The 23535-nt window shown below is 68.2% G+C and carries 26 protein-coding genes and 1 tRNA gene; 23 read left to right on the plus strand and 4 right to left on the minus strand.

Going from position 1 to position 23535, the window contains the following annotated elements; genetic code table 11:
- Nucleotides 1-15 precede the first annotated feature (15 nt).
- Nucleotides 16-462: an outer membrane protein assembly factor BamE gene (locus C8N38_RS13370; RefSeq protein ID WP_342750304.1), complete on the minus strand. Its 447-nt coding sequence runs from the start codon at nt 460-462 to the stop codon at nt 16-18.
- Between the two features lie 101 nt (nt 463-563).
- On the opposite strand from C8N38_RS13370, the gene C8N38_RS13375 reads away from it, so the two are divergent.
- The 23 genes from C8N38_RS13375 (at nt 564) to rpoN (ending at nt 19369) form a co-directional block, all read left to right on the plus strand.
- On the plus strand, nt 564-1160 hold the full coding sequence (locus C8N38_RS13375) for a YceD family protein (protein ID WP_108027676.1): 597 nt from the start codon (nt 564-566) through the stop codon (nt 1158-1160).
- Between the two features lie 297 nt (nt 1161-1457).
- Complete coding sequence (rpmF, locus tag C8N38_RS13380) at nt 1458-1667, plus strand: 50S ribosomal protein L32 (RefSeq protein WP_108027677.1); 210 nt, start codon at nt 1458-1460, stop codon at nt 1665-1667.
- 27 nt (nt 1668-1694) lie between these two features.
- Nucleotides 1695-2798 carry a phosphate acyltransferase PlsX gene (gene plsX / locus C8N38_RS13385; RefSeq protein ID WP_108027678.1) on the plus strand — a complete coding sequence of 368 codons (1104 nt, stop codon included), beginning with the start codon at nt 1695-1697 and terminating at the stop codon, nt 2796-2798.
- A gap of 2 nt (nt 2799-2800) precedes the next feature.
- Nucleotides 2801-3772, plus strand: a complete 972-nt coding sequence (locus C8N38_RS13390) for a beta-ketoacyl-ACP synthase III (RefSeq protein ID WP_108027679.1) — start codon at nt 2801-2803, stop codon at nt 3770-3772.
- Nucleotides 3773-3897: 125 nt separating this feature from the next.
- The gene (gene ihfA / locus C8N38_RS13395; RefSeq protein WP_075787578.1) at nt 3898-4200 is read left to right on the plus strand and encodes an integration host factor subunit alpha; all 303 of its coding nucleotides are present in this window, start codon (nt 3898-3900) and stop codon (nt 4198-4200) included.
- A gap of 6 nt (nt 4201-4206) precedes the next feature.
- Complete coding sequence (locus C8N38_RS21990) at nt 4207-5214, plus strand: MerR family transcriptional regulator (RefSeq protein WP_245895753.1); 1008 nt, start codon at nt 4207-4209, stop codon at nt 5212-5214.
- 65 nt (nt 5215-5279) lie between these two features.
- Nucleotides 5280-5355, plus strand: a tRNA-Pro gene (locus C8N38_RS13405).
- 80 nt (nt 5356-5435) lie between these two features.
- A complete protein-coding gene (locus tag C8N38_RS13410) occupies nt 5436-6518 on the plus strand; it encodes a 2'-deoxycytidine 5'-triphosphate deaminase (protein WP_108027680.1) in 1083 nt (360 codons plus the stop codon).
- 174 nt (nt 6519-6692) lie between these two features.
- Complete coding sequence (nifE, locus tag C8N38_RS13415; protein ID WP_108027681.1) at nt 6693-8168, plus strand: nitrogenase iron-molybdenum cofactor biosynthesis protein NifE; 1476 nt, start codon at nt 6693-6695, stop codon at nt 8166-8168.
- Nucleotide 8169: 1 nt separating this feature from the next.
- Complete coding sequence (nifN, locus tag C8N38_RS13420; RefSeq protein WP_108027682.1) at nt 8170-9564, plus strand: nitrogenase iron-molybdenum cofactor biosynthesis protein NifN; 1395 nt, start codon at nt 8170-8172, stop codon at nt 9562-9564.
- Between the two features lie 13 nt (nt 9565-9577).
- Entirely contained in the window at nt 9578-10021 is a 444-nt protein-coding gene (nifX, locus tag C8N38_RS13425; protein WP_170120321.1) for a nitrogen fixation protein NifX, read from the plus strand.
- Nucleotides 10018-10491: a NifX-associated nitrogen fixation protein gene (locus C8N38_RS13430; protein ID WP_108027684.1), complete on the plus strand. Its 474-nt coding sequence runs from the start codon at nt 10018-10020 to the stop codon at nt 10489-10491. Before nifX ends, C8N38_RS13430 begins: the two co-directional genes overlap by 4 nt.
- A 90-nt stretch (nt 10492-10581) precedes the next feature.
- Nucleotides 10582-10791: a CCE_0567 family metalloprotein gene (locus C8N38_RS13435; protein ID WP_108027685.1), complete on the plus strand. Its 210-nt coding sequence runs from the start codon at nt 10582-10584 to the stop codon at nt 10789-10791.
- A gap of 3 nt (nt 10792-10794) precedes the next feature.
- On the plus strand, nt 10795-11088 hold the full coding sequence (fdxB, locus tag C8N38_RS13440; RefSeq protein ID WP_108027686.1) for a ferredoxin III, nif-specific: 294 nt from the start codon (nt 10795-10797) through the stop codon (nt 11086-11088).
- 591 nt (nt 11089-11679) lie between these two features.
- Nucleotides 11680-12003, plus strand: a complete 324-nt coding sequence (locus C8N38_RS13445; protein ID WP_108027687.1) for a HesB/IscA family protein — start codon at nt 11680-11682, stop codon at nt 12001-12003.
- A gap of 17 nt (nt 12004-12020) precedes the next feature.
- On the plus strand, nt 12021-12722 hold the full coding sequence (locus C8N38_RS13450) for a NifU family protein (protein WP_108027688.1): 702 nt from the start codon (nt 12021-12023) through the stop codon (nt 12720-12722).
- An 11-nt stretch (nt 12723-12733) separates the two neighbouring features.
- A complete protein-coding gene (nifV, locus tag C8N38_RS13455; RefSeq protein ID WP_108027689.1) occupies nt 12734-13939 on the plus strand; it encodes a homocitrate synthase in 1206 nt (401 codons plus the stop codon).
- Complete coding sequence (locus C8N38_RS13460; protein ID WP_108027690.1) at nt 13936-14271, plus strand: nitrogenase-stabilizing/protective protein NifW; 336 nt, start codon at nt 13936-13938, stop codon at nt 14269-14271. The genes nifV and C8N38_RS13460 overlap by 4 nt, the downstream gene beginning before the upstream one ends.
- The gene (locus C8N38_RS13465) at nt 14268-15200 is read left to right on the plus strand and encodes an electron transfer flavoprotein subunit beta/FixA family protein (protein WP_108027691.1); all 933 of its coding nucleotides are present in this window, start codon (nt 14268-14270) and stop codon (nt 15198-15200) included. The genes C8N38_RS13460 and C8N38_RS13465 overlap by 4 nt, the downstream gene beginning before the upstream one ends.
- A gap of 12 nt (nt 15201-15212) precedes the next feature.
- Nucleotides 15213-16304: an electron transfer flavoprotein subunit alpha/FixB family protein gene (locus C8N38_RS13470; protein ID WP_075786434.1), complete on the plus strand. Its 1092-nt coding sequence runs from the start codon at nt 15213-15215 to the stop codon at nt 16302-16304.
- A 12-nt stretch (nt 16305-16316) separates the two neighbouring features.
- Complete coding sequence (locus C8N38_RS13475; RefSeq protein WP_108027692.1) at nt 16317-17627, plus strand: FAD-dependent oxidoreductase; 1311 nt, start codon at nt 16317-16319, stop codon at nt 17625-17627.
- Complete coding sequence (locus C8N38_RS13480; RefSeq protein WP_108027693.1) at nt 17624-17935, plus strand: ferredoxin family protein; 312 nt, start codon at nt 17624-17626, stop codon at nt 17933-17935. The genes C8N38_RS13475 and C8N38_RS13480 overlap by 4 nt, the downstream gene beginning before the upstream one ends.
- 126 nt (nt 17936-18061) lie before the next feature.
- Entirely contained in the window at nt 18062-19369 is a 1308-nt protein-coding gene (gene rpoN / locus C8N38_RS13485) for an RNA polymerase factor sigma-54 (RefSeq protein WP_108027694.1), read from the plus strand.
- 3 nt (nt 19370-19372) lie between these two features.
- Here the strand turns inward: rpoN and C8N38_RS13490 are convergent, their stop codons facing one another.
- The 3 genes from C8N38_RS13490 to C8N38_RS13500 form a co-directional block, all read right to left on the minus strand.
- Complete coding sequence (locus C8N38_RS13490) at nt 19373-20143, minus strand: HpcH/HpaI aldolase family protein (protein ID WP_108027695.1); 771 nt, start codon at nt 20141-20143, stop codon at nt 19373-19375.
- A gap of 89 nt (nt 20144-20232) precedes the next feature.
- Nucleotides 20233-21534: an HlyD family type I secretion periplasmic adaptor subunit gene (locus C8N38_RS13495; protein ID WP_108027696.1), complete on the minus strand. Its 1302-nt coding sequence runs from the start codon at nt 21532-21534 to the stop codon at nt 20233-20235.
- Nucleotides 21531-23288 carry a type I secretion system permease/ATPase gene (locus C8N38_RS13500; protein WP_108027697.1) on the minus strand — a complete coding sequence of 586 codons (1758 nt, stop codon included), beginning with the start codon at nt 23286-23288 and terminating at the stop codon, nt 21531-21533. The genes C8N38_RS13495 and C8N38_RS13500 overlap by 4 nt, the downstream gene beginning before the upstream one ends.
- Nucleotides 23289-23535: the final 247 nt, after the last annotated feature.

Raw genomic sequence — 23535 nt, forward strand, 5'->3', positions numbered from 1 at the left:
GGACGCGGCGCGCGCCTAACGGTCGCCGATGATGTCCTCGGCATTGAACTGGCCGATATTGCCCAGCATCTGCCGCAGGAACGAGACGCCCTTGATGTTGCTTTCGGTCACACGCCGGTTCAGCGCGATCACGCGGCCGTCCTCCAGCCCGAACCGTTCGACATTCTCGACCGTCCCGGCCTTGTCGAAGGAGATCGCGACGACCTGACGCTCGGTCTCCTTGGGTTCGCGGAAACCGACCGTCTCCCAGTCGCTTTGCACGTAATACCATGCGTCGTCGCGCATCACGCCGCCCATCGTCGGCGGTCCGACCAGTTCGGCCACGCTGTCGCGCGTGTCGACACCGACCGTGACCCCGGCGAGATCCTCGTCGGACGGAGCATAGCCGTGGCTGCGCTGGATCGGAGAGCAGGCCAGCAGACCGGCGGAGAGAATGGCCGTCAGCGCCAGTTTGGCGTGCACTGCCCGGGGCCTTGCCATCGCAACCTCTTGTCACAGGGGTTTTTCACTTCTATCCCGCTTAGCAGATCGTATGCCCCGGGTTCAAGAATGGAACGTGAACCATGGCCAACACAGCTGAAACGCCCAAAGGCACCCACCCGCCCCTGCGGCTTGACCGCCGCGGAGGCCGCGACCCGGTCGCCTTCACGCTGATCCCCGAACCCGCCGAGCGCAGCGAGATCGCCGGTCGGCTTGGCCTTTCCGCGCTGAAGAAGCTGCGCTTCGCGGGCGAGATCCGCCCCGAAGGCGCGCGCGACTGGCGGCTCGAGGCCGAGCTTGGCGCCACCGTGGTGCAGCCCTGCGTCGTCACGCTGGCGCCCGTGAGCACCCGGATCGACAGTCCGGTCCTGCGGCTTTACCGCGCCGACATGCCGTCCCGGCCCGAGGGCGACGAGATCGAGATGCCCGAGGACGACAGCGAGGAACCGCTGCCCGACACGCTCGACCTCGCGCGGGTGATGGAAGAGGCGCTGGCCTTGGCGCTGCCGCTTTATCCGCGCGCCGAGGGGGCCGAACTGGGCGAGGCGAGCTTTGCCGCGCCCGGAACGGCGCCGATGCAGGATGCCGAGGTCAAGCCCTTTGCCGCCCTGGCCCGGCTGCGCGACCGTGCGGAAGGCGAAACCGACCACGGCCCGGACGGCGAAAACGGCGGCGACTGATCGGGGCGGACGGGTTTTGCCGCGCGCCCTGCCCCGGCCTGCGACCTCGCCCCGCCCCTTTGGGCGCGCTGCGGGGCCGGTTTCGGGATCGGGATACCCCGGTGTCGCAACGCGACGGAAAATCGCGCCTCGCACCTGAAAGACAGGGCCAGAAAGGGGCTTGCGCCCGACCAGAATCGCAGTATGTTCCCGGCCTCGCTTGCACGATGGATCGGACGCCGCGCCAAGGGCGCTGAGAGACGCGCGTTCCCAACGAAAGAACACCGGGCCAAGGCCCCTCCAGACCGAGGTTGAGACATGGCTGTCCCTCAGAATAAAGTCACGCGGTCCCGCCGCAACCAACGCCGTTCGCACGATGCGCTCGTCCCGGGCAACCCGGCCGAATGCTCGAACTGCGGCGAGCTGAAGCGTCCGCACCACGTCTGCGCGGCCTGCGGCCATTATGACGATCGCGAGATCGTGGCCCAAGCCGACGAGATCGACCTGGACGAAGAAGACGCGGCATAATCCGCCCCAAAAGGCGCGCGTCTCTCCATGACCGAAGAGCATCTCCAGGAGCTGCGCGCCGCCCCGCGCACCGTGATATCGGTGGACGCCATGGGTGGCGATCGCGGCCCTGCGGCTGTTGTCGCGGGCATTGCCTTGTCCGCAGCCAAGAATCCGGACATCCGCTTCATTCTGCATGGGCAGCGCGACGAGCTTGAAAAGCTGGTCGCGCGACGCAAGCCCCTGCGCGGGCGGGTGGAGATCCGGCATGCGGATGGCGTCGTCACCATGGACGCCAAGCCCAGCCATGTGATGCGCCACGGCCAGGACACCTCGATGTGGTCGGCCATCGACTCGGTGCGCCATGGCGAGGCCACGGTGGCCGTGTCCTGCGGCAATACCGGGGCGCTGATGCTGCTGTCGATCATGCGGCTCAGGAAACTGCCGGGCGTGAACCGGCCGGCCATCGCCTGTCTGTGGCCGTCGCGCAATCCCGGCGGGTTCAACGTGATGCTCGATGTCGGCGCCGATGTGCGCGCGGACGAGCGCGACCTGCTGCAATATGCGCTGATGGGCACCTCTTATGCCCGGAACGGGCTGGGGCTCGACCGGCCGCGCGTCGGGCTTCTGAATGTCGGCACCGAAGAGAACAAGGGCCGGGCCGAGCTGAAGGCCGCCCATGACCTGATCGAGGCCGCGGCCGAACAGGCGAATTACAGCTTCGTCGGCTTCGTCGAGGGCGGCGATATTCCCTCGTCGAAGGTCGATGTCATCGTCACCGACGGGTTTACCGGCAATGTGGCGCTGAAGACCGGCGAGGGCACCGCCAAGCTGCTGGGCGATTTCATGCGCGAGGCCTTCACCGCGACGCCGCTGTCGAAGGTCGCGGCTCTGCTGGCCTATACCTCGCTCAGGCGTCTCAAGAAAAGAATGGACCCAAGGCGCGCCAATGGCGGCGTGTTTCTCGGGCTGAACGGAACGGTGGTGAAATCGCACGGCTCGTCGGATGCGACGGGCGTGTCGGCTGCGGTCAAGCTCGCCTTCGAGCTGGCGCAGTCGGGCTTCACCGAACGTCTGGCCGCGCGGGTCGCGGCCAGCAATGCGACAGGACCGGACGCGCTCCGGGAACTTGCCGGCGGGCGTAAGGGGTAGGAATGGGTACGAGGGCGATCGTCCGGGGTGTCGGGCATTATCTTCCGGCGCGCGTTGTGGAAAACGCCGAATTCGAGGCGACGCTCGACACATCGGACGAATGGATCCGCTCGCGCTCGGGGATCGAACGGCGGCATTTCGCGGCCGAGGGCGAGACCACCTCGCAGATGGCCATCGCCGCCGCCCGCGCCGCGCTGGACGATGCCGGGCTTGAGGCCGACGACATCGACGCCATCGTGCTGGCGACCTCGACCGCCGATCTGACCTTCCCGTCCGCCGCGACTATGGTGCAGGCCGGGCTGGGCATGAGCCGGGGCTTTGCCTATGACGTGCAGGCGGTCTGCGCGGGCTTTGTCTTTGCCATGGCCAATGCCAATGCGATGATTTCTTCGGGCCTGGCCCGCCGCGTGATGGTGATCGGCGCCGAGACCTTCAGCCGGATCATGGACTGGACCGACCGCGGCACCTGCGTTCTGTTCGGCGACGGCGCGGGCGCGCTGATCCTCGAGGCGGCCGAGGGCACCGGTGCGGCCGCCGATCGCGGCATTCTCGCGGTCGATCTGAATTCCGACGGGCGCCACCGCGATATCCTCTATGTCGATGGCGGGGTCTCGACCGGCACCACCGGGCATCTGGTGATGCATGGCAAGGAAGTCTTCCGACATGCCGTCGAGAAACTGGCCGATACCGCCCATTCCGCGCTGGACAAGGCCGGGCTGGCCGGGACCGATGTCGACTGGCTGGTGCCGCATCAGGCCAATCTCAGGATCATCAAGGCCACCGCGCAGCGGCTGCACCTGCCGATGGAGAAGGTGATCGTCACCGTCCAGGACCACGGCAACACCTCGGCCGCGTCGATTCCGCTGGCGCTGTCGGTCGGGCGGCACGAAGGCCGGATCAAGGATGGCGATCTGGTCGTGACCGAGGCAATCGGCGGCGGCCTTGCCTGGGGATCGGTCGTCCTGCGCTGGTAGGCGCGCTTCGCGTGCCACCTTCGCCCGTCCCGTCAAGTTCCCCGTATTGACACGGAAAATCAAATCTACCTAAGGTTTTGGCAACCAAGGGTTTCAATATTTGCTGTCAGAGAATGGGGGAGATCATGGCAGGCAACACGCTGACGCGCATGGACCTGACCGAGGCGGTATTCCGCGAGGTCGGTCTGTCGCGCAACGAATCCGCATCCCTGGTCGAAAGTGTGCTGCAGCACATGTCCGACGCGCTGGTCCGGGGTGAGACGGTCAAGATCTCGTCCTTCGGGACCTTCTCGATCCGCTCGAAGGCGGCGCGGGTCGGGCGCAATCCCAAGACCGGGGAAGAGGTGCCGATCCATCCGCGGCGGGTGCTGACCTTCCGGCCCTCGCATCTGATGAAAGACCGCGTGGCGGCCGGCAACAAGGGCTGACCGGCATTGGCCACGGACAAGTCTCCCGAGGCCTTCCGGACCATCAGCGAGGTATCGACCTGGCTGGATACCCCGGCCCATGTCCTGCGGTTCTGGGAAAGCCGGTTCACGCAGGTCAAGCCGGTCAAGCGGGCGGGCGGGCGGCGCTATTACCGCCCGGCCGACATGCTGTTGCTGGGCGGCATCAAGAAGCTCCTGCATGAAGACGGGATGACGATCCGCGGCGTGCAGAAGATCCTGCGCGAAGACGGGGTCAAACATGTCGCGGCGCTGTCGCAGCCGCTCGACGACGAGGAAACCGTCGATATCGCAGGCGCCTTCTCGGACACCGACGAGCCGGACACCGAAGCGCCGATGGCGCTCGATGCCCAGGCCGAGGTGGCCGAGGTGCTGCCGATGCGGCGGCGTCCGCCGCCCGAACCCGACGAGGCGATCCTGCCCGGGCTCGAACTGCGGCGCCCTGCGCCAACACCGGCCCCTGCACCGGCCCCAGCACCAGTCCCTGCACCGACCGCCGCGCCGGCAGGGCGCCCTGCCCCTCCACCCGACATCGCCGATGCCCCCTGGCCCCGGCAGGACCCGGACAGCGCCGCGGAGGACCTGGCCGAATCGGACGCCTGGGCCTCTCCGCCGCCGATGGCGGAGCCTCTGCCGCAACCGACCCGCGACCCCGAGCCCGCGGTCGAACCGGACCACGCCCCCGAGCCGGAGGCCCCGATCGACCTCGCGCCTGCCGAGTCCGACTGGCCCGCCGACGCCGCCGACACGCCGGAACCGGCGCCCGAACCGGAACCGGAACCGGACCCCGAGCCGCAACCGCTTGGGACCGATCTGCCCGTCGCGGACCCCGAAGACGACGATCCCGCCTACGCGGCGTCAGGCCTGCCCGCCCGCAGCCAGCTGCTGCAACCGGGGCTGCGGCGCCATCTTGCCGCCGATCCCGAGGCCGCTCGCGGTGCCGTTGACCGGCTGAACGACGTCGCCCGGAGGATCGAGGCCGTCTCGCAGGACTGACGGCGCTTTCGGGCGGGATTTCTGTCTTGCCCCCGCCGTCAGACATGCTAAGAAGCGCCCCACGTCGGGCTATAGCGCAGGTGGTAGCGCGTCCGTCTGGGGGGCGGAAGGTCGCAGGTTCAAGTCCTGCTAGCCCGACCAATTCCCCCATCCGCCCGCGCCCTTCGGGGTCGCGGGCGGTTGTGTTTTCGGGGCCCCGCGCCGGGCCGAGGGAGGGATCCATGACCGCACCCGGCGTGCTGCCCGCACAGGAAATCCGCCATCTGATCGAGACCGGCGCCATCGGCCTTTCGGCCCCGCCCGATGCGGGCCAGGTCCAGCCCGCCTCGCTCGATCTCCGGCTCGGCGACCGTGCCTACCGGGTGCGCGCCTCGTTTCTGGCGGGCGAAGGCCGCAAGGTGGCCGACCGGATCGCCGATTTCGGGATGCATGAAATCGACCTCAGCCAGGGCGCGGTCCTCGAAAAGGGCTGCGTCTATGTCGTGCCGCTGATGGAGCGCCTCGCCCTGCCCCCGGGTATCCAGGCGGTCGCCAATGCCAAAAGCTCGACCGGGCGGCTCGATCTGCTGACGCGCACGATCACCGATGGCGGGGTCGAGTTCGACCGGATTCGCGCAGGCTATCGCGGCCCGCTTTACGCCGAGATCTGCCCGCGTTCTTTCTCGGTGCTGGTCCGGCCCGGCCAGCGGCTGAACCAGATCCGCTTTCGCGCGGGCCAGGCCGTGCTGTCCGACGACGAACTGCGCGCGCTTGATGCCGAGGCGCGTCTGGTGACCGGCGGCCCCGCCGTGATCGACGAGGGCCTGGGCTTTTCGGTCGATCTGCGGCCCGCCGGGGACGGCCTTGTCGGCTATCGCGCCAAGCCCCATTCCGGCGTCGTCGATCTCGACGGCATCGGCGCCCATGATCCCGCCGAGTTCTGGGAGGAGATTCGCTCGACCTCGGGCCGGATCATCCTCGATCCGGGCGCCTTCTATATCCTCGTCAGCCGCGAGGCGGTGCATATCCCGCCCGATTACGCCGCCGAGATGGCGCCCTATCTGGCCATGGTGGGTGAATTCCGGGTGCATTACGCGGGTTTCTTCGATCCGGGCTTCGGCCATGACGCGGCCGGCGGCGCGGGCTCGCGCGGCGTGCTGGAGGTGCGCTGCCACGAAGCGCCCTTCGTGCTGGAACATGGCCAGATCGTCGGCCGCCTCGTCTATGAACGGATGTCGGCCCGGCCCGACGCGCTGTACGGCCAGGGCATCGCGTCGAACTATCAGGGCCAGGGGCTGAAGCTGTCCAAGCATTTCCGGATGTAGGGGTCGTGTCGGAGACCCGACAAAACCCGACGCTTCCCCTCCGACACGCTTCTTCTTCTTGGCCCAAATACCCGATGCACGCCCTCGGGCACCCTTGAAACGCTGGTCTTTCGCGCCCCCGGTCCAATCCTGGCACGCTTCCTGCTTCATCCCCCATGAAGCAGGGAGACCCGGATGTCCGACGCGCTCAAGCAAACCGTGCAGGAAGCCTTCAACGAGCCCGGCTGCGCCACCAACCGCGCCAAGTCGGCCGAGGCCCGCAAGAAGGGCTGCGCCAAGCCGCTGACCCCGGGGGCCGCGGCGGGCGGCTGCGCCTTCGACGGCGCCATGATCACCCTGCAACCCATCGTCGATGTCGCCCATCTGGTTCATGCCCCGCTGGCCTGCGGCGGCAATTCCTGGGACAATCGCGGCTCGGCCTCGTCGGGCTCGATGCTGTACAAGACCGGCTTCACCACCGATCTCAGCGAACTCGACATCGTCATGGGCAAGGGCGAGAAGAAGCTCTATGCCGCGATCCGCGAAATCGTCGAAAAGCACGCCCCGCCCGCCGTCTTCGTCTATGCGACCTGCGTGACCTCGATGATCGGCGACGATATCGCGGCGGTCTGCAAGGCCGCGACAGAAGCCTTCGGCACGCCCGCGATCCCGGTCGACGTGCCGGGCTATGCCGGGTCCAAGAACCTCGGCTGCAAGCTCGCGGGCGAGATGATGTATCGCCATGTGATCGGCACCATCGAGCCCGAGCGCAGCACCGAGTGCGACATCAACATTATCGGTGATTACAACCTCAACGGCGAGCTCTGGCAGATCAAGCCGCTGCTCGACCGGCTTGGCATCCGCATCCTCGGGTCTCTGGCGGCCGATGCGCGTTACCGGCAGGTCGCGGTGATGCACCGGGCGCGCGTGACGATGCTGGTCTGTTCGCATGCGCTGATCGGGCTCGCGCGCAAGATGGAGGAAACCTGGGGCATCCCGTTCTTCGAGGGGTCCTTTTACGGCATTTCCGATACCTCCGAGTCGCTTCGGACCATGTGCCGGATGCTGGTCGAACGCGGCGCACCTGCCGATCTGATCGACCGCTGCGAGGCGCTGATCGCCGAGGAAGAGGCCAAGGCCCGGGCCGCGCTGGCACCGTACCGGCCGCGCGTCGAAGGCCGGCGGGTGCTGCTTTACACCGGCGGGCACAAAAGCTGGTCGGTGGTCTCGGCGCTGCAGGAACTGGGGATCGAGGTCGTCGGCACCTCGGTGCGCAAGGCCACCGAAAACGACAAGGCCCGCGTCGTCCAGATCATGGGCGACGAAACCCACATGTACGAGAACATGGCGCCGAAAGAGATGTACGCGACGCTCAAGGCCGCCAAGGCCGACATCCTGATGTCGGGCGCGCGCAGCCAGTTCGTGGCGCTGAAGGCGCGCACGCCCTGGATCGACGTGAACCAGGAAAAGCACGAACCCTATGCCGGCTACATGGGCATGGTGGATCTGGTCCGCGCCATCGACCGGTCGGTCAACAATCCCGTCTGGGAAGATGTTCGCCGCCCCGCCCCCTGGGACGACCCGCGCCCCGCGACCGGGCTTCGCCTTGCCACCCAAGCCGACCCGGCCCCGGGTCCCGTCAATGACCCAAAAGAGTTCGAGGACTGCTGAGATGGCCCGCCTCACCCGGCCCCGCCGCGCCTTGTCGACCAACCCGCTGAAATCTAGCGCACCGCTGGGCGCCGCGATGGCCTATCTGGGCATCGAGGGCGCGGTGCCGCTGTTCCACGGCGCGCAGGGCTGCACCGCCTTTGCCATGGTCCATATGGTGCGCCATTTCAAGGAAGCGATCCCGCTGCAGACCACGGCGATGAACGAGGTCTCGACCATCCTCGGCGGCCCGGACCAGATCGAGGAGGCCATCGCCAATATCCGCAAGCGCGCCCATCCCCGCTTTATCGGCATCGCCTCGACCGCGCTGACCGAAACCCGCGGCGAGGACGTGCCGGGCGAGCTGCGCGAGATCCTGGCCCGGCGCAAGGATTTCGGCGATCTGAAGGTCGTCTATGCCTCGACCCCCGATTTCGAGGGCGCGATCGAGGATGGCTGGGCCGCCGCCGTCACCGCCATCGTCGAGGCGCTGGTGCCGGAACGCGACCCAGCGCACTCCGAGACGGTCGCGCGTCAGGTCAACGTGCTGCCCTCGGCCAACGTCACCCCGGCCGAAATCGAGGAAATCGACCGCCTGATCCGCGCCTTCGACCTGACCCCGATCTTCCTGCCCGATCTCTCGACCGCGCTTGACGGCCATCTGGCCGAGGACTGGTCGGGGCGCTCGCTGGGCGGGACCCGGCTTGACGCGATCCCGGCCATGGCGAAATCGGCCGCGACCTTCGCCATCGGCGAAAGCATGCAAGGCGCGGCGCGGCTTCTGGGCCAGCGCGGCCATATGGAGGTGCAGGTCTTTCCGTCGCTGACCGGGCTGCGCGCCGTCGACAGCTTCGTCCATGCGCTGATGGCGCTGGCGGGGACCGCCGATGCGCCCGACGCGATCAAGCGCGACCGCGCCCGGCTGCAGGATGCGATGCTGGATGCGCATTTCCAGACCGGGGGCCTGCGCTATGCCATCGCCGCCGATCCCGACCTCGCCTATGCGCTGAGCTCGGCGCTTGCGGGCATGGGCGCCGAGGCGGTGGCCGTCGTCACCACCTCGGGCGCCAATCCCATCGTCGAGCTGATCCCGGCCGAAGAGGCCGTTCTGGGCGATCTCGGCGATCTCGAGGCCGGGGCGCGCAAGGGCGAGGCGAGCCTTCTGATCAGCCATGCCCATGGCCGCCACGCGGCCCAGGCGCTGGGCCTGCCGCTGGTGCGCGCGGGCTTTCCCATCAACGACCGGCTCGGCGCGCAGGACATCTGCCGGGTCGGCTATCGCGGCACCCGCGCCTTCCTCTTCGAGGTGGCCAATGCGGTGCTGGCCCATCCGCATGCTGCGCGCCCCGAGGATTTCGGCGCCGCCCCCATCGACCCGGAGTTCGACCATGACCGCCCGCAGACTGCGCCTCATTGAGCCGGAGACAGACATGACCGACAGCGAAATCCCGCTGAAAATCGCCATTGCGACCAACGATATGGAGCGTCTCGACGCGCATTTCGGATCGGCCGCGAAATTCGCCATCTACGAGGTGACGACCGCGTCGTCGCGCCTGGTCGAGGTGCTGGAATTCGACACCGTGACCGACCAGAAGGGCGGCCATGACAATCTTGACGACCGGATCACCCCCAAGGTCGAGGCCCTGACCGGCTGCGCGCTGCTGTTCGTGCTGGCGATCGGCGGGCCGTCGGCCGCCAAGGTGGTGCGCGCGGGCATCCACCCGATCAAGCGCAAGGACCCCGAGCCCATCGCCGAGGTCATCGCCCAGACCCAGACCATGCTGAAAGGCTCGCCCCCGCCCTTCCTGCGCAAGGTGCTGGGCCGGCCGCAGACCGATTTCGCCTCCGATTATGCCGAGGATTACAGCGAATGAGCAGCGAGGCCGACACCCTGCCCCGCGGCGGCGCGCTGCCGACCAGCGAATACCTGACCCAGCTGATCGCGGTGATCCGCGCCGAGGACACCCATGGCAGCTGGGACGGCAAGCCCGATGCCGAGATCCTGGCCGATTTCATCGTGACCAAGGAAGAACGCCGCGAAATCCCGATCATCTGCGACCCCGACCCCGACGTGCTATGGCGGGTCGAGCGGTTCTACGACGCGGTCGCCCTTCTTCTGGAACGCCGGACCGGCGCCCAGGCCGCGCAGATGTCGCGGATCACCCATGAGGGCTTCGGGCGGATCGTGCTGATCTCGGGGCGGCTCGTCGTGCTCTCGAAACATGTGCGCGACATCCACCGCTTCGGCTTCGAGACCTTCGCCAGGCTGGCCGAAACCGGCGAGCAGCTGACGGCGGACGCGGCCGACATGGTGGCGCGCTTCCCCGAGGCCGCCCGGGCCTGAAGGCCGCGGCCGCAGGGTCCAGCCCACCGTGGTGCCCGGCCCCGGCCGGGCCCGTGTTCCGTTTTCGTCCCATCATCCCGAGGACAGCCGATGAGCCTTGAAGAGCTTGAAGCGAAAGTCAGGAAACTGTCGATGCGCGCCACCAACGCCAAGATGAACCTGCACGATCTGGCCGAGGAGCTTCCCGTCGACTGGCAGCGCATCCCCGAGGTCGCCGCCGAAACCCATCAGGTCTTCAAGGACCTGGAAGATGCACGCAACGCATTGAAAGCGGCCCGGAACGCCGCAGAGGAGGCCTGAGCCATGCCGATCACAGCCACGACCCGCGGCGGCACCGAATACATCCCCGAATTCCTGATGGCGATCGATCAGGGCAAATGCATCGGCTGCGGCCGCTGCTTCAAGGTCTGCGCCCGCAGCGTGCTGACCCTGAAGGGCGTCACCGACGAGGACGAGATCGTCGATCTCGACGACGAGGAATACGAGGACGAGATCGAGCGCAAGATCATGGTCATCGCCGATGGCGACGATTGCATCGGCTGCGGCGCCTGCGCCCGCGTCTGCCCCTCGGGCTGTCAGACCCACGCCCCGGCCTGAGCGGCCCGTCCCCACATCGACGACCGGCCCGGTGAGCCGGCTCCCGCACCGGAGCCGGCTCGCCTCGTGTCGGGGGCCGGTGTGACCGGTCAGCCGGTCCGGTACCGATGGTTCGCACGGGACGATCCCGCAAGAGCCCGGCAGTCCCCATCGGCCTCAAACCTCGTGAACCAGCCCCCTCACGGCCGCCCGAAAAGGCAGGCCACGTCTTGCGCTCGGTATCAAACCATCTGGACCGCACCGGGGGCGCTGCCCCCGGACCCCCGGGGTATTTCGGCCAAGAAGAAGACGCGAAATGTTCCTTTCTTCTTGGCGCAAATACCCTCCGCGCAGCGGCCGCGGCCCGCAGGGGCGCGGCCCGGCCCAAGGCCGGACAAGCGGGGCGAAAGCCCCGCGCAGGCCGGGCGCGGGAGCCTTCCCGGTTCTGACAATCTGCCGCAGCCCTCGTGTCGCATATCCGCCAAAGACCTCACCGACAAAGCCGACACTGTAAAGAACGGGGCAGGAAATCTCCTTGAAAGCAATGCCCTGAAGTCTTGGCACGCTCATTGCTTAACTCCTGTCAGGGACCGAGACCGACAGGAGACAGCCATGATCCAGATCACCGAAGCCGCCAGAGACGCCATGGCCAGCGCGATCGAGGGCGCGGGCCAGCCCATCGCGGGGCTGCGCCTGATGGTGCAATCGGGCGGCTGCGCCGGGCTGCAATATGCCATGGCGCTCGAGCTGACCCGCGAAGAGACCGATGCCGTGGTCGAGGCCGAAGGCGGGGTCACCGTGCTGATCGACCCCGACAGCCAGGGCTATTTGCTCGGCACCACCATCGACTTCGTCTCCGGGCTCGAGGGCTCGGGCTTCGTCTTCGACAATCCCAACGCCAAAAGCGGCTGCGGCTGCGGCAAATCCTTCTGCTGATGGACCCGGAGAGAGAGATGCTGGACTATTCCGAGATCCTCACCGACCATTTCCTGAACCCGCGCAACCGCGGCACGCTCGAGGGCGCCAATGCACTGGGCGAAGCCGGGGCGGTGCGCAGCGGCAATGCCTTCCGTCTGACCCTGAAAATCGAGGCCGGCCGGATCGCTGCCGCGATGTTCCAGTCGACCGGCGGCGGACCCGAAGTCGCCGCGGGCTCGGCCCTGACCGAGCTGGTGATCGGCAAGCCCCTTGCCGAGGCCCGCAAGATCGACGCCGATGCCATCGAGGCCGCGCTGGGCGGGCTGCCCGCCGAGGACCGCTCGGCCGCCGAGGTCGCGGCCGAGGGTCTTGTCGCCGCGCTGAAGGATTACGCCCAGCCCCCGGCCTTCCGCGCCGCCCAGGGCATCCGCGTCGCCCAGCCGCTGGGCGTTGCCCCGATCAAGCCCGCCCTGCCCTCGAAGACCGGCGCCCCCAGGCTTTCGGCCGACGAGGAGCGCGCCCGGGTCGAGGCGGTGCTGGACGAGATGCGGCCCCGGTTTCGCGCCGATGGCGGCGATGTCGCCTTCCACGACATCCTCGGCCCCCGCGTCCGGGTGCATCTGAAGGGCAGCTGTTCGGGCTGCCAGCTGGCCGGGCTGACCCTCGGCGGCCTGCAGAAACGACTTGCCGAGGAACTCGGCCGGCCGGTCTTCGTCGTTCCCGCCCCCAGCCGCTAAGGACTGCCCCCATGACTGCCCCCTATGTCCCCGACCAGTTCACCCCCGCCCCGCCCCCGGCGCAGATCTGCGACACCACGCTGCGGGACGGCGAACAGGCGGCGGGCGTTGCCTTCTCGGCCGCCGAAAAGGTCGAGATCGCGGTGGCGCTCGACCGGGCGGGCGTGGCCGAGATCGAGCTGGGCGTGCCCGCCATGGGCATGGCCGAGGTCGCGGCGATCCGCGAGGCGGGCGCGCGTCTGACCCGCGCCCGGGGCGTCGCCTGGTGCCGGCTGCGCGACAGCGATCTGGAACTGGCGGCGATGACCGCGCTGTCGCGCATCCACCTGACGGTGCCCGCCTCGGACCGCCAGCTGGCGGGCAAGCTCGGGCGCGACCGCGACTGGGCGCTGAAAGAGGTCTCGCGACTGGTCCGGCTGGCCGCGCGGGCGGGATTTCAGGTCTCGGTCGGCGCCGAGGATGCCTCGCGCGCCGATATCGGCTTTCTGGCCCAGCTCGCGCAGGTCGCGGCCGAGGCGGGCGCGATCCGGATGCGGCTGGCCGACACGCTGGGGCTGATGGACCCGTTCGCGGCCCATACGCTGGTCTCGATCCTGGCGCCGGGGCCGTTGCCGCTGGAATTTCACGCCCATGACGACCTGGGGCTCGCCACCGCCAACACGCTGGCGGCCCATCGCGGCGGCGCGGCCTTCCTGTCGGTGACGGTCAACGGGCTGGGCGAACGCGCGGGCAATGCCGCGCTTGAACAGGTCGTGGCAGCCCTTGCCGTTCAGGGCCGGCCGACCGGGGTCGCGCTCGATAGGCTCTGCGGGCTGTCGCAGATCGTCGCCCGGGCCTCGAACCGGCCGCTGTCGCCGACCCGGCCCATCGTTGGCGCCAATGTCTTCAGCCATGAAAGCGGCATCCATGTCGACGGGCTTCTGAAGGACCCCGGCACCTACGAGGCCCAGGCGCTGAGCCCGGCCCGCTTCGGCCGCGCCCGCGAAATCGTGCTGGGCAAGCATTCGGGGCTCGCTGCGCTGATCCAGGCGCTGGAGGCCGCCGGGCTGCCCTCGGACGAGACCACCGCGCGCGCCGTGCTGCCGCTTCTGCGCGACTGGGCCGACCGCGAAAAGCGCGCGGCCACCCCGGCCGATCTCATTCTTCTCACCGCCCGGGCCGAGGCGCTTGCCCGCCATCCCGGACCGACCGAAACCCAAGAACGGAGCCTGACATGACACGCCCCGCGTCCCGGCCGAGCATGCTCGACCAGCTCTACGCCCTGTCCTCGGCCGAAGACCTCTTCGCCTTTCTCGACCTGCCTTTCGATCAGGCGGTGCTCAACCGGGCGCGTCTGCATGTGATGAAACGGATGGGCCAGTATCTGGCCGAATCCGATCTCGGCCAGCTTGACGACGACGCCGTGCGCGCCGCCGCCCGCGCGGCCCTGCAAAAGGCCCATGCCGATTTCGAGAATTCCACCCCGCGCGCCCAGAAGGCGCTGAAAATCTACACGCAACCGCGCGGCAATGTCGTGCCGATGGAGGGGCTTCGGCTGTCTGTCCAATGAGCGAGAAACTCAACGAACCCGACTTCCCCGCCGCCGAGGCCATCGACGCGCCCGAAGAGCCCGTCGAGACCCGGAAGGGGCTCAACATCGTCGTCTGCATCAAGCAGGTGCCGGACTCGGCCCAGATCCGGGTTCACCCGGTCACCAACACGATCATGCGTCAGGGCGTGCCGACGATCATCAACCCCTATGATCTTTTCGCGCTCGAAGAGGCGATGCGGCTTCGGGACGATTACGGCGGGACGGTCACCGTCCTGACCATGGGTCCGCCCATGGCCGAGGACGCGCTGCGCCGCGCGCTGGGGCTTGGCGCCGACAAGGCGGTGCTGATCACCGACCGCCGCTTTGCCGGGTCGGACACGCTGGCGACCTCGTTCGCGCTGACCTCGGCACTGACCAAACTGGCCGAAGAGGCGCCGATCGACATCGTCTTCACCGGCAAGCAGACCATCGACGGCGACACCGCGCAGGTCGGCCCGGGCATCGCCCGGCGGATGGGGCTGAACCAGCTGACCTATGTCTCGGCCATCGACTCGCTGGAAACCGAGGCCGCCACCATCACCGTGCGCCGCCGGTCCGAGGGCGGGGTTCAGGTGCTGCAATCGAAGCTGCCCTGCCTGATCACCATGCTCGAGGACACCAACCACCTGCGCCGCGGCACCCTGCAGGACATGCTGCGCGCCGCCCGCGCGCCGCTGACGGTCTGGTCGGCCGACGATGCGGGCATCGAGGACCCGATGAAATGCGGGCTGCGCGGCTCGCCCACGGTCGTCAAGCGCGTCTTCGCGCCCCAGCCCCGCGCCGAGAAGGCCGAGATGGTCGCCGTCGAGGGCAAGACGCCCGCCCAGATCGGCGACGCGATCCTCGACGTCCTCTTCGCGAAGAGCCCGAAACTCGAGGCGGACGTGTCCGCCAAGATCACTGCGTAAGGAGATCGCGTGATGGCACAAGCTCCGCAAAACCCCGCCAGCAGCCGCGCTGCGATGCAGATGCAGCTGGCCGAGAAATTCAAGAGCTACAAGCATGTCTGGGTCTTCGTCGAGATCGAGCGCGGCAAGGTCCACCCGGTGTCGTGGGAGCTGATGGGCGAAGGCCGCAAGCTGGCCGATGACCTGGGCGTCGATCTGTGCGGCGTCGTTCTGGGGCCGCGCGACGAGGGCACCAAGCAGGCGATCAAGGAGGCCTATCACTACGGCGCCGATGTCTGCTACATCTGCGAGGACCCGCTGCTCGCCGATTACCGCAACGAGCCCTATACCCGGGCGATGACCGATCTGGTCAACAAGTACCAGCCCGAGATCCTGCTCTTGGGCGCGACGCCTCTGGGTCGCGATCTGGCGGGGTCGGTCGCGACCACGCTGCAGACCGGTCTGACGGCCGACTCGACCGAACTGAAGATCGCCGACGACAAGTCGCTGGCCGCGACCCGGCCGACTTTCGGCGGCACGCTTCTGTGCACCATCCATACGCTGAACCACCGCCCGCAGATGGCGACGGTGCGGCCCCGCGTGATGGCGATGCCCGAACCCGACACCTCGCGCTCGGGCCGGATGGTCTGGCATTCGCTGCGGATGAAGGAAGACGACATCGTCACCAAGGTGCTGGAATTCGTCTCGGACGCGCAGGTCGAGAAGGCCAACCTTGCCTATGCCGATATCGTGGTCGCGGGCGGCATGGGGCTGCAACAGCCGCAGAACCTCGCGCTGGTGCAGCGGCTGGCCGCGGTGCTGGGCGCCGAATGGGGCGTCTCGCGTCCGCTGGTGCAGAAGGGCTGGGCGCCGGCCGAACGCCAGATCGGCCAGACCGGCAACACGATCCGGCCGAAGCTTTACATCGCCGCCGGGATTTCCGGCGCGATCCAGCACCGGGTGGGTGTCGAGGGGGCGGACCTGATCATCGCGATCAACACCGACCCCGAGGCCAAGATCTTCGAATTCGCCCATCTGGGCGTGGTGGCCGACGCGCTGACCGTGTTGCCGGCCCTGACCGACGCCTTCGCCCGCCGCCTTTCGGCGCGTGCGATGGCCAGCTGAGAGGACTGACCGATGCCTGCTGAACATTTCGATGCCATCGTCGTCGGGGCCGGTCCGTCCGGCAACGCGGCGGCCTACACGATGGGCAAGGCGGGACTGAACGTGCTGCAGATCGACCGGGGCGAATATCCCGGCTCGAAGAACGTGCAGGGCGCGATCCTCTATGCCGATGCCCTGGAACGCATCATCCCCGACTTCCGCGAGACGGCGCCCCTGGAACGCCATGTGGTGGAACAGCGGTTCTGGATGCTGTCGGAGAAATCCCATACCGGCACCCATCACCGGTCGGACACCTTCAACGAGGAAAAACCCAACCGCTACACGATCCTGCGCGCGCAGTTCGACAAGTGGTTTTCCAAGCAGGTGCGCGAGGCCGGGGTCACGCTGATCACCGAGACCACGGTGACCGAGCTGGTCAAGAACGAGGCCGGCAAGGTCATCGGCGTGCTGACCGACCGCGAGGGCGGCCCGGTCTATGCCGATGTGGTGGTGCTGGCCGAGGGCGTGAACGGGCTCGTGGGCCAGCGCTCCGGCCTGCGGAGCGAGATCAAGCCGCAGCATGTGGCGCTTGCGGTCAAGGAAACCCATTTCCTGCCCGAGGAAACCGTGCGCGAGCGCTTCAACCTCGCCGACGAGGACGAGGGCGTGGTGATCGAGGTGCTGGGGTCGGTGTCTTCCGGCATGGTCGGGACCGGGTTCCTTTACACCAACAAGGAATCGATCTCGATCGGCGTCGGCTGTCTGGTCGCCGACTTCGCCCGCGAGAAGATCCCGCCCTACGAGCTGCTCGACCGGTTCAAGAACCACCCCTCGGTCAAGCCGCTGCTGAAGGGCGCCGAGATGAAGGAATATGTCGCCCACCTGATCCCCGAGGGCGGCTATGACGCGATCCCGCAGCTCACGGGCGACGGCTGGCTGATCGTGGGCGATGCCGGGCAGTTCGTGAACGCGGTCCACCGCGAGGGCTCGAACCTGGCGATGACCTCGGGGCGGCTGGCAGGCGAAAGCCTGATCGCGCTGAAGGCGCAGGGGCTGCCCGCGACCAACGACAACCTCAAGCTGTATCGCGACGCGCTGGAAGACAGCGTCGTGATCAAGGACCTCAAGAAATACCGCAAGATCCCGGGGCTGCTCGAGAAGAACCGGCAGCTCTTCACCACCTATCCCGCCTTGCTCAACCGCTCGATGAACGCTTTCCTGCGGGTCGACGGTCGCGACAAGCGGTCCAAGGAGACCGAGATCCTGAAGGGTCTCAAGAAAGCCCGTGGCAACTGGCTCAATGTTGCCTTTGATATGCTTAAAGTGGCGAGGGCCTGGCGATGACGGACAAGACCAACGGCAGCAAATCCCCCCGCATGGAAGAGCGGCTTTATCAGAACCGCTACCAGGTGGACGAGGGCCGGCCGCATGTGAAGATCAACCATCAGGCGGGCGGCGACAGCGAAGAACTGAAGGCGCTGACCAAGATCTGCCCGGCGGGCTGCTACTCGATCAACGAGGACGGCCAGGTCGAGGTGGCGGCGGATGGCTGCATGGAATGCGGCACCTGCCGGATCGTGTGCCAGGCCACGGGCGAACTGGAATGGTCCTATCCGCGCGGCGGCTACGGGATCCTCTTCAAGTTCGGCTGAGTGCCGCGAGATGAGGCAGCCCGGCCGTTGTTCTGCGGCCGGGCGCCAGCGTGCAAGGCCTTCGGTCCCGGGTCGGGGCGATGCCATCATTGCCCGCCGCGCCCGTTTCCGTGCTAGGATGCTGCCATGGAGATGACAGTTTCCCAGCGCCAGACCCAGGGTCTGGCCATGACCGCGAAGATGCAGGCGGCGCTCAAGATCCTGCAGATGACCGCGGTCGACCTGTCGGCCTATCTGGCCGAGGAGGCGCTGGAAAATCCCTGCCTCGAGGTGTCGGTGCCGCAGGCCTTGCGCGCGGTGCCGACGGGCGTCGCGGGCCGCGGCGCGGGGTCCGATTTCGATGCCATCGCGGCGCTCGCCTCGGACAAGCCCAGCCTCTACGACCACGTCTTCCGCCAGATCGCGCTGGCCTTTCCCAATCCGCGCCTCGCCCGCGTGGCCGAGGCCTTCGCCGAGGCGCTGGAGCCCACGGGCTGGCTGGGCGCCGCCCCCGAGACCGTGGCCGCCGCGACCCGGGTGCCGCTGAGCGTGGCCGAGGCGGTGCTGGCGCGGCTGCAGCAATTCGAACCGGCGGGCCTTTTCGCCCGGGGACTGGCCGAATGCCTCAGGCTGCAGGCCGAGGATCGGGGCATGCTGACCTGGGAACTGTCGGTGATCCTCGACAATCTCGACATGGTCGCCGAGGGCCGGATCGACGCGCTGGCCGACCTGTGCGACGGTACCCCCCAGGACGTGCGCAACGCGCTGCGGTCCATTCGCGCGCTCGACCCCAAGCCGGGGCTGGCCTTCGCAGCGGCCGAACCGCCGATCCTGCCGCCCGATCTGCGGGTGATCCGCAAGGACGGCACCTGGGCGGTCGAGCTGAACCGCTCGAGCCTGCCCGCGGTCAAGATCACCGAGCCGCCGGACACCGGGCGCGATGCCGCCGCCCGGACCTTCATGGCCCGCGCCCGGTCGCGCGCGCAGTGGCTGGCCCGGGCGGTCGAGCGGCGGCATTCGACGCTGCTGGCGGCAGCGGTCTGTCTGGTGCGGCGGCAGACCGACTATCTGGACAGCGGACCGCGCCATCTGCGCCCGCTCAGCACCGAGGACGTCGCCGAGGAACTTGGGCTGCATGCCTCGACCATCAGCCGCGCGGTCCAGCACCGGATGATCGAGACGCCCCGGGGCACGGTGCCGCTGCGGGCCTTCTTCAGCCGCGCCTTCACGCCCGGATCGGGCGAGGACGGGCCGTCGCAGGACGCGCTGATCGCGCTGGTGGGCGACATCGTGGCGAAGGAAAACCCCGCCCGGCCGTTGTCCGACGCCGCCATCGTGGCCCAGGCCAAGGCCGCGGGCTTTACGCTGGCCCGCCGCACCGTCGCGAAATACCGCGACGTTCTGGGCATTCCATCCTCCTACGACCGGCGGCACACGGCGCGGCTGTCGGCCTGAGCGTCAGGCGTTGCCGAAGGCCTCGACCAGCCCCATAGCCCCGTTTCGCAGCGACAGCATGTCGACGCCGACCGCCGTGAACCCGGTGCCAAGCGCGATGCACCGCCGGGCGAAATCGGGATCGAGCGTCAGGATGCCCGAAGGCACGCCCACGGCCTTCAGCCGGGCGATGGCGCCCTCGATGGCCGCAACCACGGCGGGATGTTCGGGCTGGCCCGGATAGCCCATGCTGGCCGAAAGATCCGCCGGGCCGATGAAGATGCCGTCTACGCCCTCGACCGTCGCGATCTCTTCCAGCCGGTCAAGCGCCGCGGCGGTCTCGACCTGCAGGATCAGGCACAGCTCGTCCTCGGCGCGGTGGCTGTAGTCCTCGACCAGCCCGTAGCGGCTGGCCCGCGTCATGCCCGCGACACCCCGCAGCCCGCGCGGCGGATAGCGCATCGCGCGGACTGCCGCCTCGGCCTCGTCGCGCGACTGCACATAAGGCAGCATCAGCGTCTGCGCGCCCTGATCGAGATGGCGCTTGATCAGCACCCAGTCGTTGATCGCCGGTCGGACCACGGCCGAAGCCGCCGGATAGCCCGCCACCGCCTGCAGCGCGGGCAGCGCGTCCGTCACCTCCATCGCGCCGTGTTCGGTGTCGATCACGATCCAGTCGAAGCCGCAGGCGGCCAGACATTCGGTGACCGTCGGATGCGGGATCGCGTTCCACACCCCAAGCTGATGGCGCCCCTCCCTCAGCCCCGCCTTGAACCTGTTGACCGGATTTTCCATGCGTCTCCTCCCGCTTGCCCGTGACCGGGCGCAGGCTGCGACGCGGCCGGGCCGGGGTCAAGCCCGGACCGGCGGCCGGTCCCGGTGGATCAGGTCTCGCGGAAGGCGCGCTCGAAATAGACCGCGAGCGGGTGTAGCAGATAGGACAGAGGCGAGCGGTCGCGGGTGCGGATGAAGGATTCGACCGGCATGCCGGGCACCAGTTCGACATTCGGAAGCGCCGCCATCTCGTCGATATCGGGCTGGATCACCACCTCGTAATAGGTGGCGCGCGTCGCCTCGTCAGTCAGCGCATCGGCCGAGACCCGCAGCACGGTGCCCGAGACATTGGGCGTCGTGCGGCTGTCGAAGGTGGTGAATTTCAGCGAGACCGGCTGGCCCGGGAACACCTCGTCGATATCGGTGGTCTCGACCTTGGCCGAGACCAGAAGCGCCTGACCGCCCGGCACGACATACATCATCGGTTCGGCCGCCTGCACCACCGAGCCCAGGGCAAACACCTTCGACCCGAAGACGACCCCGTCGACCGGGCTGCGCACATCGAGCCGCGACAGCCGTTCGGTCAGGCTCAGCCGCCGTTCCTGCAGCTCGATTTCCGAGTATTGCAGGTCGCGGAGCGTGGTGATCGCGTCCTCGCGGCGGCTTTCCTGAAGCCGAAGACCCTGCACCGCCAGTTCGGAAATCTTGGCGCGCAGCTCGGCCTCCTGCGAGGTCAGCCGGCCGATATCGCCCTCAAGCCCCGCCTCTTCGCGCTGCAGGGCCAGAACCTGGCTCGCGGGCACGAGGTTCTGCTTGTAAAGCGTCATCTTGTCGGCCAGTTCCTTCTCGATCAGGGCAAGCTGCTTGACCAGCGCCCCCTGCTGAGACCCGGTGCCGTCGATCTGGTTCTCGATCTGCACGGTCTGTTCGTGCAGCTGGTCCAGTTCCTGCGCCTGCGCGGCCTTGCGCGCGGCGAACAGCCGGGTCTGGCCGTCGATATGTTCGGCCACCCAGACCGGCTCGATGTTGCTGAAACTGTCGAGCCCGCTGAAATCGGGGCTGTCGACGCCGTCGCGTTCGGCCACCAGACGGGCCTTGCGGGCCTGAATTTCAAGAAGCTGCCGTTCGACGATCATCAGTTCGGACCGCAGGAAGGTGCCGTCGAGCCGCACCAGAACCTGACCCGCCGCGACCGTGTCGCCATCCTTGGCCAGGATCTCGCCCACCACGCCGCCATCGGCATGCTGCACGACCTGGCGTTCGGATTCGACCTTGACCGTGCCCGGCGCCACCACCGCGCCCGCGATGTTGGTCGCCACGCTCCAGACCCCGATGCCGCCGACCAGGCAGACCACGGCGATCATGCCCACCACCAGCGGCAGCCGGGCGCTGATCTGCGATTTCGCGCTCATCCCTGCGCCTCCTTCTGGGGCACCACGTTCACGCGCGCCGCGCCCATGGCGCGCTGCACCTCGGGCGCGTTGCGGATCACGCTTTTCAACACCTCGTCGCGCGGACCCAGCGCCTTTTGCTGGCCCGCATCGATCACCATCAGCCGGTCGCAGACCGCGATGGCGGTCGGCCGGTGGGTCATGATCAGGACCGACTTGCCGGCCCGCTTCATGTCGACAACGACCGCGTTCAGCGCCTCGGACCCGTCGGCATCGAGCGCCGAGTTGGGCTCGTCCAGCACCAGCAGCACCGGGTCGTGATACAGCGCGCGCGCCAGCGCCAGCCGCTGGCGCTGACCGCCCGACAGAAGCCCGCTGCCCTCGATCAGCATGGTGTCGTAGCCCTGCGGCAGCTTGAGGATGATGTCATGCACCCGCGCCAGCGTGGCCGCCTGCACGACCCGCGCCGGATCGGGGTTCAGTTCCATATGGGCGATGTTCTCGGCCACCGTGCCGTCGAAGAAGCGCACCTCCTGCGGCAGGCAGCCCATCACCCGGCCCAGCCGTTCGTGCCCGTACTGATCGAGCGTCGCACCCGCCAGCCGGACCTCGCCGGTGGTGGGCGGCAACAGGCCCTGGATGATCCGCGCCAGCGTGGTCTTGCCGACGCCGCTTTTGCCGATCACGCCCAGCGCCTCGCCGGGATTGAGCTCGAAGCTGATGCCCTGCAACACCGGCGGCGCGCCGGGCGCCGAGGCGCGCAGGCCGATATTCGTCACCGTCAGCTGCGCCACCGGATCGGGCAACTGGGTCGGCTGGATCCGCTCGGGCACCGATTGCAGGAACTCGCCCAGCGTCTTCCAGCCGCTGCGGGCACGCTGGATCAGCGCCCACTGGCCAAGCACCTGCTCGATCGGCGCGAGGGCCCGGCCCATCAGGATCGACGAGGCGATCATCGCGCCCGGCGTCACCGCGTGCTGCAGCACCAGATAGGCGCCCAGCGCCAGCAGCCCCGATTGCAGGAAGAAGCGGAAGGCGCGCGAGAAACTGGCAAGCGTGCCGCTGCGGTCGTTGGCATCCATGCCCTCGGCGCTGGCATCCTCCTGCATCCGCGCCCAGCGGTCGGCCATGACCGAGGCCATGCCCTGCGACCAGATCAGCCCGCCACCCTCTTCGGCCTGCCGTGCCAGCCGCGCCGCGCGCGAGGATTTGGCCTGCGACCGTTCCAGCGCCCCATTCGTGACCCAGCGGTTGACCAGCGTGGCGAGGATCAGCACCGCGCCGCCACCGATGGCCGCCAGCCCCAGCAAGGGGTGGAACAGGAAGATCGCGGCCAGGAAGAACGGCGTCCAGGGCATGTCGAACAGCGCCAGAAGCACCGGCGCCGCAAAGAGGTTCCGGATCGCGTCGAGATCGCCGATGGCGGTCGCGCCCGGCCCCTGCCCGCCGCGCAGCGCCGCGCGTTCTACCATGGCCGAGAACACCCGCCGCGCCAGCGCCGCCTGCAGCCGCGCGCCGATCCGGGCCATCACCCGGCCGCGGGCATAGTCGAGCAGCCAGTAGAAGAGATAAAGCGCCCCCACCAGGATGAAGAGCGCGACCAGCGTCTCTTCGGAGCGCGAGCCCAGCACCCGGTCGTAGACCTGCAGCATGAAAAGCGGCCCGGTCAGCATCAGCAGGTTGGTGAAGACGCTGAAGACCAGCACCGCGAAAAGAAGCCCGCGGCTTTGCGCCCGGCCCAGTGTCAGTTCCTTCTGCGGGGCTCTGAGGCTCATCGCGCGGCCCCCGCATCGCGGCCCGCTGCGGGCACAGGATCGGGTCCCCGACCCGGCGCAGTGAAGAACTGGCGGAACAGGCAGGCGGCAGGCTGGCGGGGCCTCATCTGGCGTCCTTTCGGTTCGGCCCCGTTGGCGCGCGGGGCCACGTGCCGCAGTCAAAACGGCTTCTCGGTCACTTTTCAAGCGCACGCATCAACGGCGACGCACGACGCCTGCATAGATCGTATTCATGTTACAGCTTGGT

Source organism: Rhodovulum kholense, from assembly GCF_003053725.1.
GTDB classification, from domain to species: Bacteria; Pseudomonadota; Alphaproteobacteria; order Rhodobacterales; family Rhodobacteraceae; genus Rhodovulum; species Rhodovulum kholense.

Coding starts and splice junctions, on each gene's coding strand:
- C8N38_RS13480 (WP_108027693.1), top strand. CDS start 17,624: ATGACGGACAAGACCAACGGCAGCAAATCCCCCCGCATGGAAGAGCGG.
- C8N38_RS13465 (WP_108027691.1), top strand. CDS start 14,268: ATGAGCGAGAAACTCAACGAACCCGACTTCCCCGCCGCCGAGGCCATC.
- C8N38_RS13450 (WP_108027688.1), top strand. CDS start 12,021: ATGCTGGACTATTCCGAGATCCTCACCGACCATTTCCTGAACCCGCGC.
- fdxB (WP_108027686.1), top strand. CDS start 10,795: ATGCCGATCACAGCCACGACCCGCGGCGGCACCGAATACATCCCCGAA.
- C8N38_RS13495 (WP_108027696.1), bottom strand. CDS start 21,534: ATGAGCGCGAAATCGCAGATCAGCGCCCGGCTGCCGCTGGTGGTGGGC.
- C8N38_RS13430 (WP_108027684.1), top strand. CDS start 10,018: ATGAGCAGCGAGGCCGACACCCTGCCCCGCGGCGGCGCGCTGCCGACC.
- C8N38_RS13445 (WP_108027687.1), top strand. CDS start 11,680: ATGATCCAGATCACCGAAGCCGCCAGAGACGCCATGGCCAGCGCGATC.
- C8N38_RS13460 (WP_108027690.1), top strand. CDS start 13,936: ATGACACGCCCCGCGTCCCGGCCGAGCATGCTCGACCAGCTCTACGCC.
- nifN (WP_108027682.1), top strand. CDS start 8,170: ATGGCCCGCCTCACCCGGCCCCGCCGCGCCTTGTCGACCAACCCGCTG.
- C8N38_RS13410 (WP_108027680.1), top strand. CDS start 5,436: ATGACCGCACCCGGCGTGCTGCCCGCACAGGAAATCCGCCATCTGATC.
- nifX (WP_170120321.1), top strand. CDS start 9,578: ATGACCGACAGCGAAATCCCGCTGAAAATCGCCATTGCGACCAACGAT.
- rpmF (WP_108027677.1), top strand. CDS start 1,458: ATGGCTGTCCCTCAGAATAAAGTCACGCGGTCCCGCCGCAACCAACGC.
- ihfA (WP_075787578.1), top strand. CDS start 3,898: ATGGCAGGCAACACGCTGACGCGCATGGACCTGACCGAGGCGGTATTC.
- C8N38_RS13435 (WP_108027685.1), top strand. CDS start 10,582: ATGAGCCTTGAAGAGCTTGAAGCGAAAGTCAGGAAACTGTCGATGCGC.
- nifE (WP_108027681.1), top strand. CDS start 6,693: ATGTCCGACGCGCTCAAGCAAACCGTGCAGGAAGCCTTCAACGAGCCC.
- C8N38_RS13470 (WP_075786434.1), top strand. CDS start 15,213: ATGGCACAAGCTCCGCAAAACCCCGCCAGCAGCCGCGCTGCGATGCAG.
- plsX (WP_108027678.1), top strand. CDS start 1,695: ATGACCGAAGAGCATCTCCAGGAGCTGCGCGCCGCCCCGCGCACCGTG.
- C8N38_RS13475 (WP_108027692.1), top strand. CDS start 16,317: ATGCCTGCTGAACATTTCGATGCCATCGTCGTCGGGGCCGGTCCGTCC.
- C8N38_RS13490 (WP_108027695.1), bottom strand. CDS start 20,143: ATGGAAAATCCGGTCAACAGGTTCAAGGCGGGGCTGAGGGAGGGGCGC.
- nifV (WP_108027689.1), top strand. CDS start 12,734: ATGACTGCCCCCTATGTCCCCGACCAGTTCACCCCCGCCCCGCCCCCG.
- C8N38_RS13500 (WP_108027697.1), bottom strand. CDS start 23,288: ATGAGCCTCAGAGCCCCGCAGAAGGAACTGACACTGGGCCGGGCGCAA.
- C8N38_RS13390 (WP_108027679.1), top strand. CDS start 2,801: ATGGGTACGAGGGCGATCGTCCGGGGTGTCGGGCATTATCTTCCGGCG.
- C8N38_RS13375 (WP_108027676.1), top strand. CDS start 564: ATGGCCAACACAGCTGAAACGCCCAAAGGCACCCACCCGCCCCTGCGG.
- rpoN (WP_108027694.1), top strand. CDS start 18,062: ATGGAGATGACAGTTTCCCAGCGCCAGACCCAGGGTCTGGCCATGACC.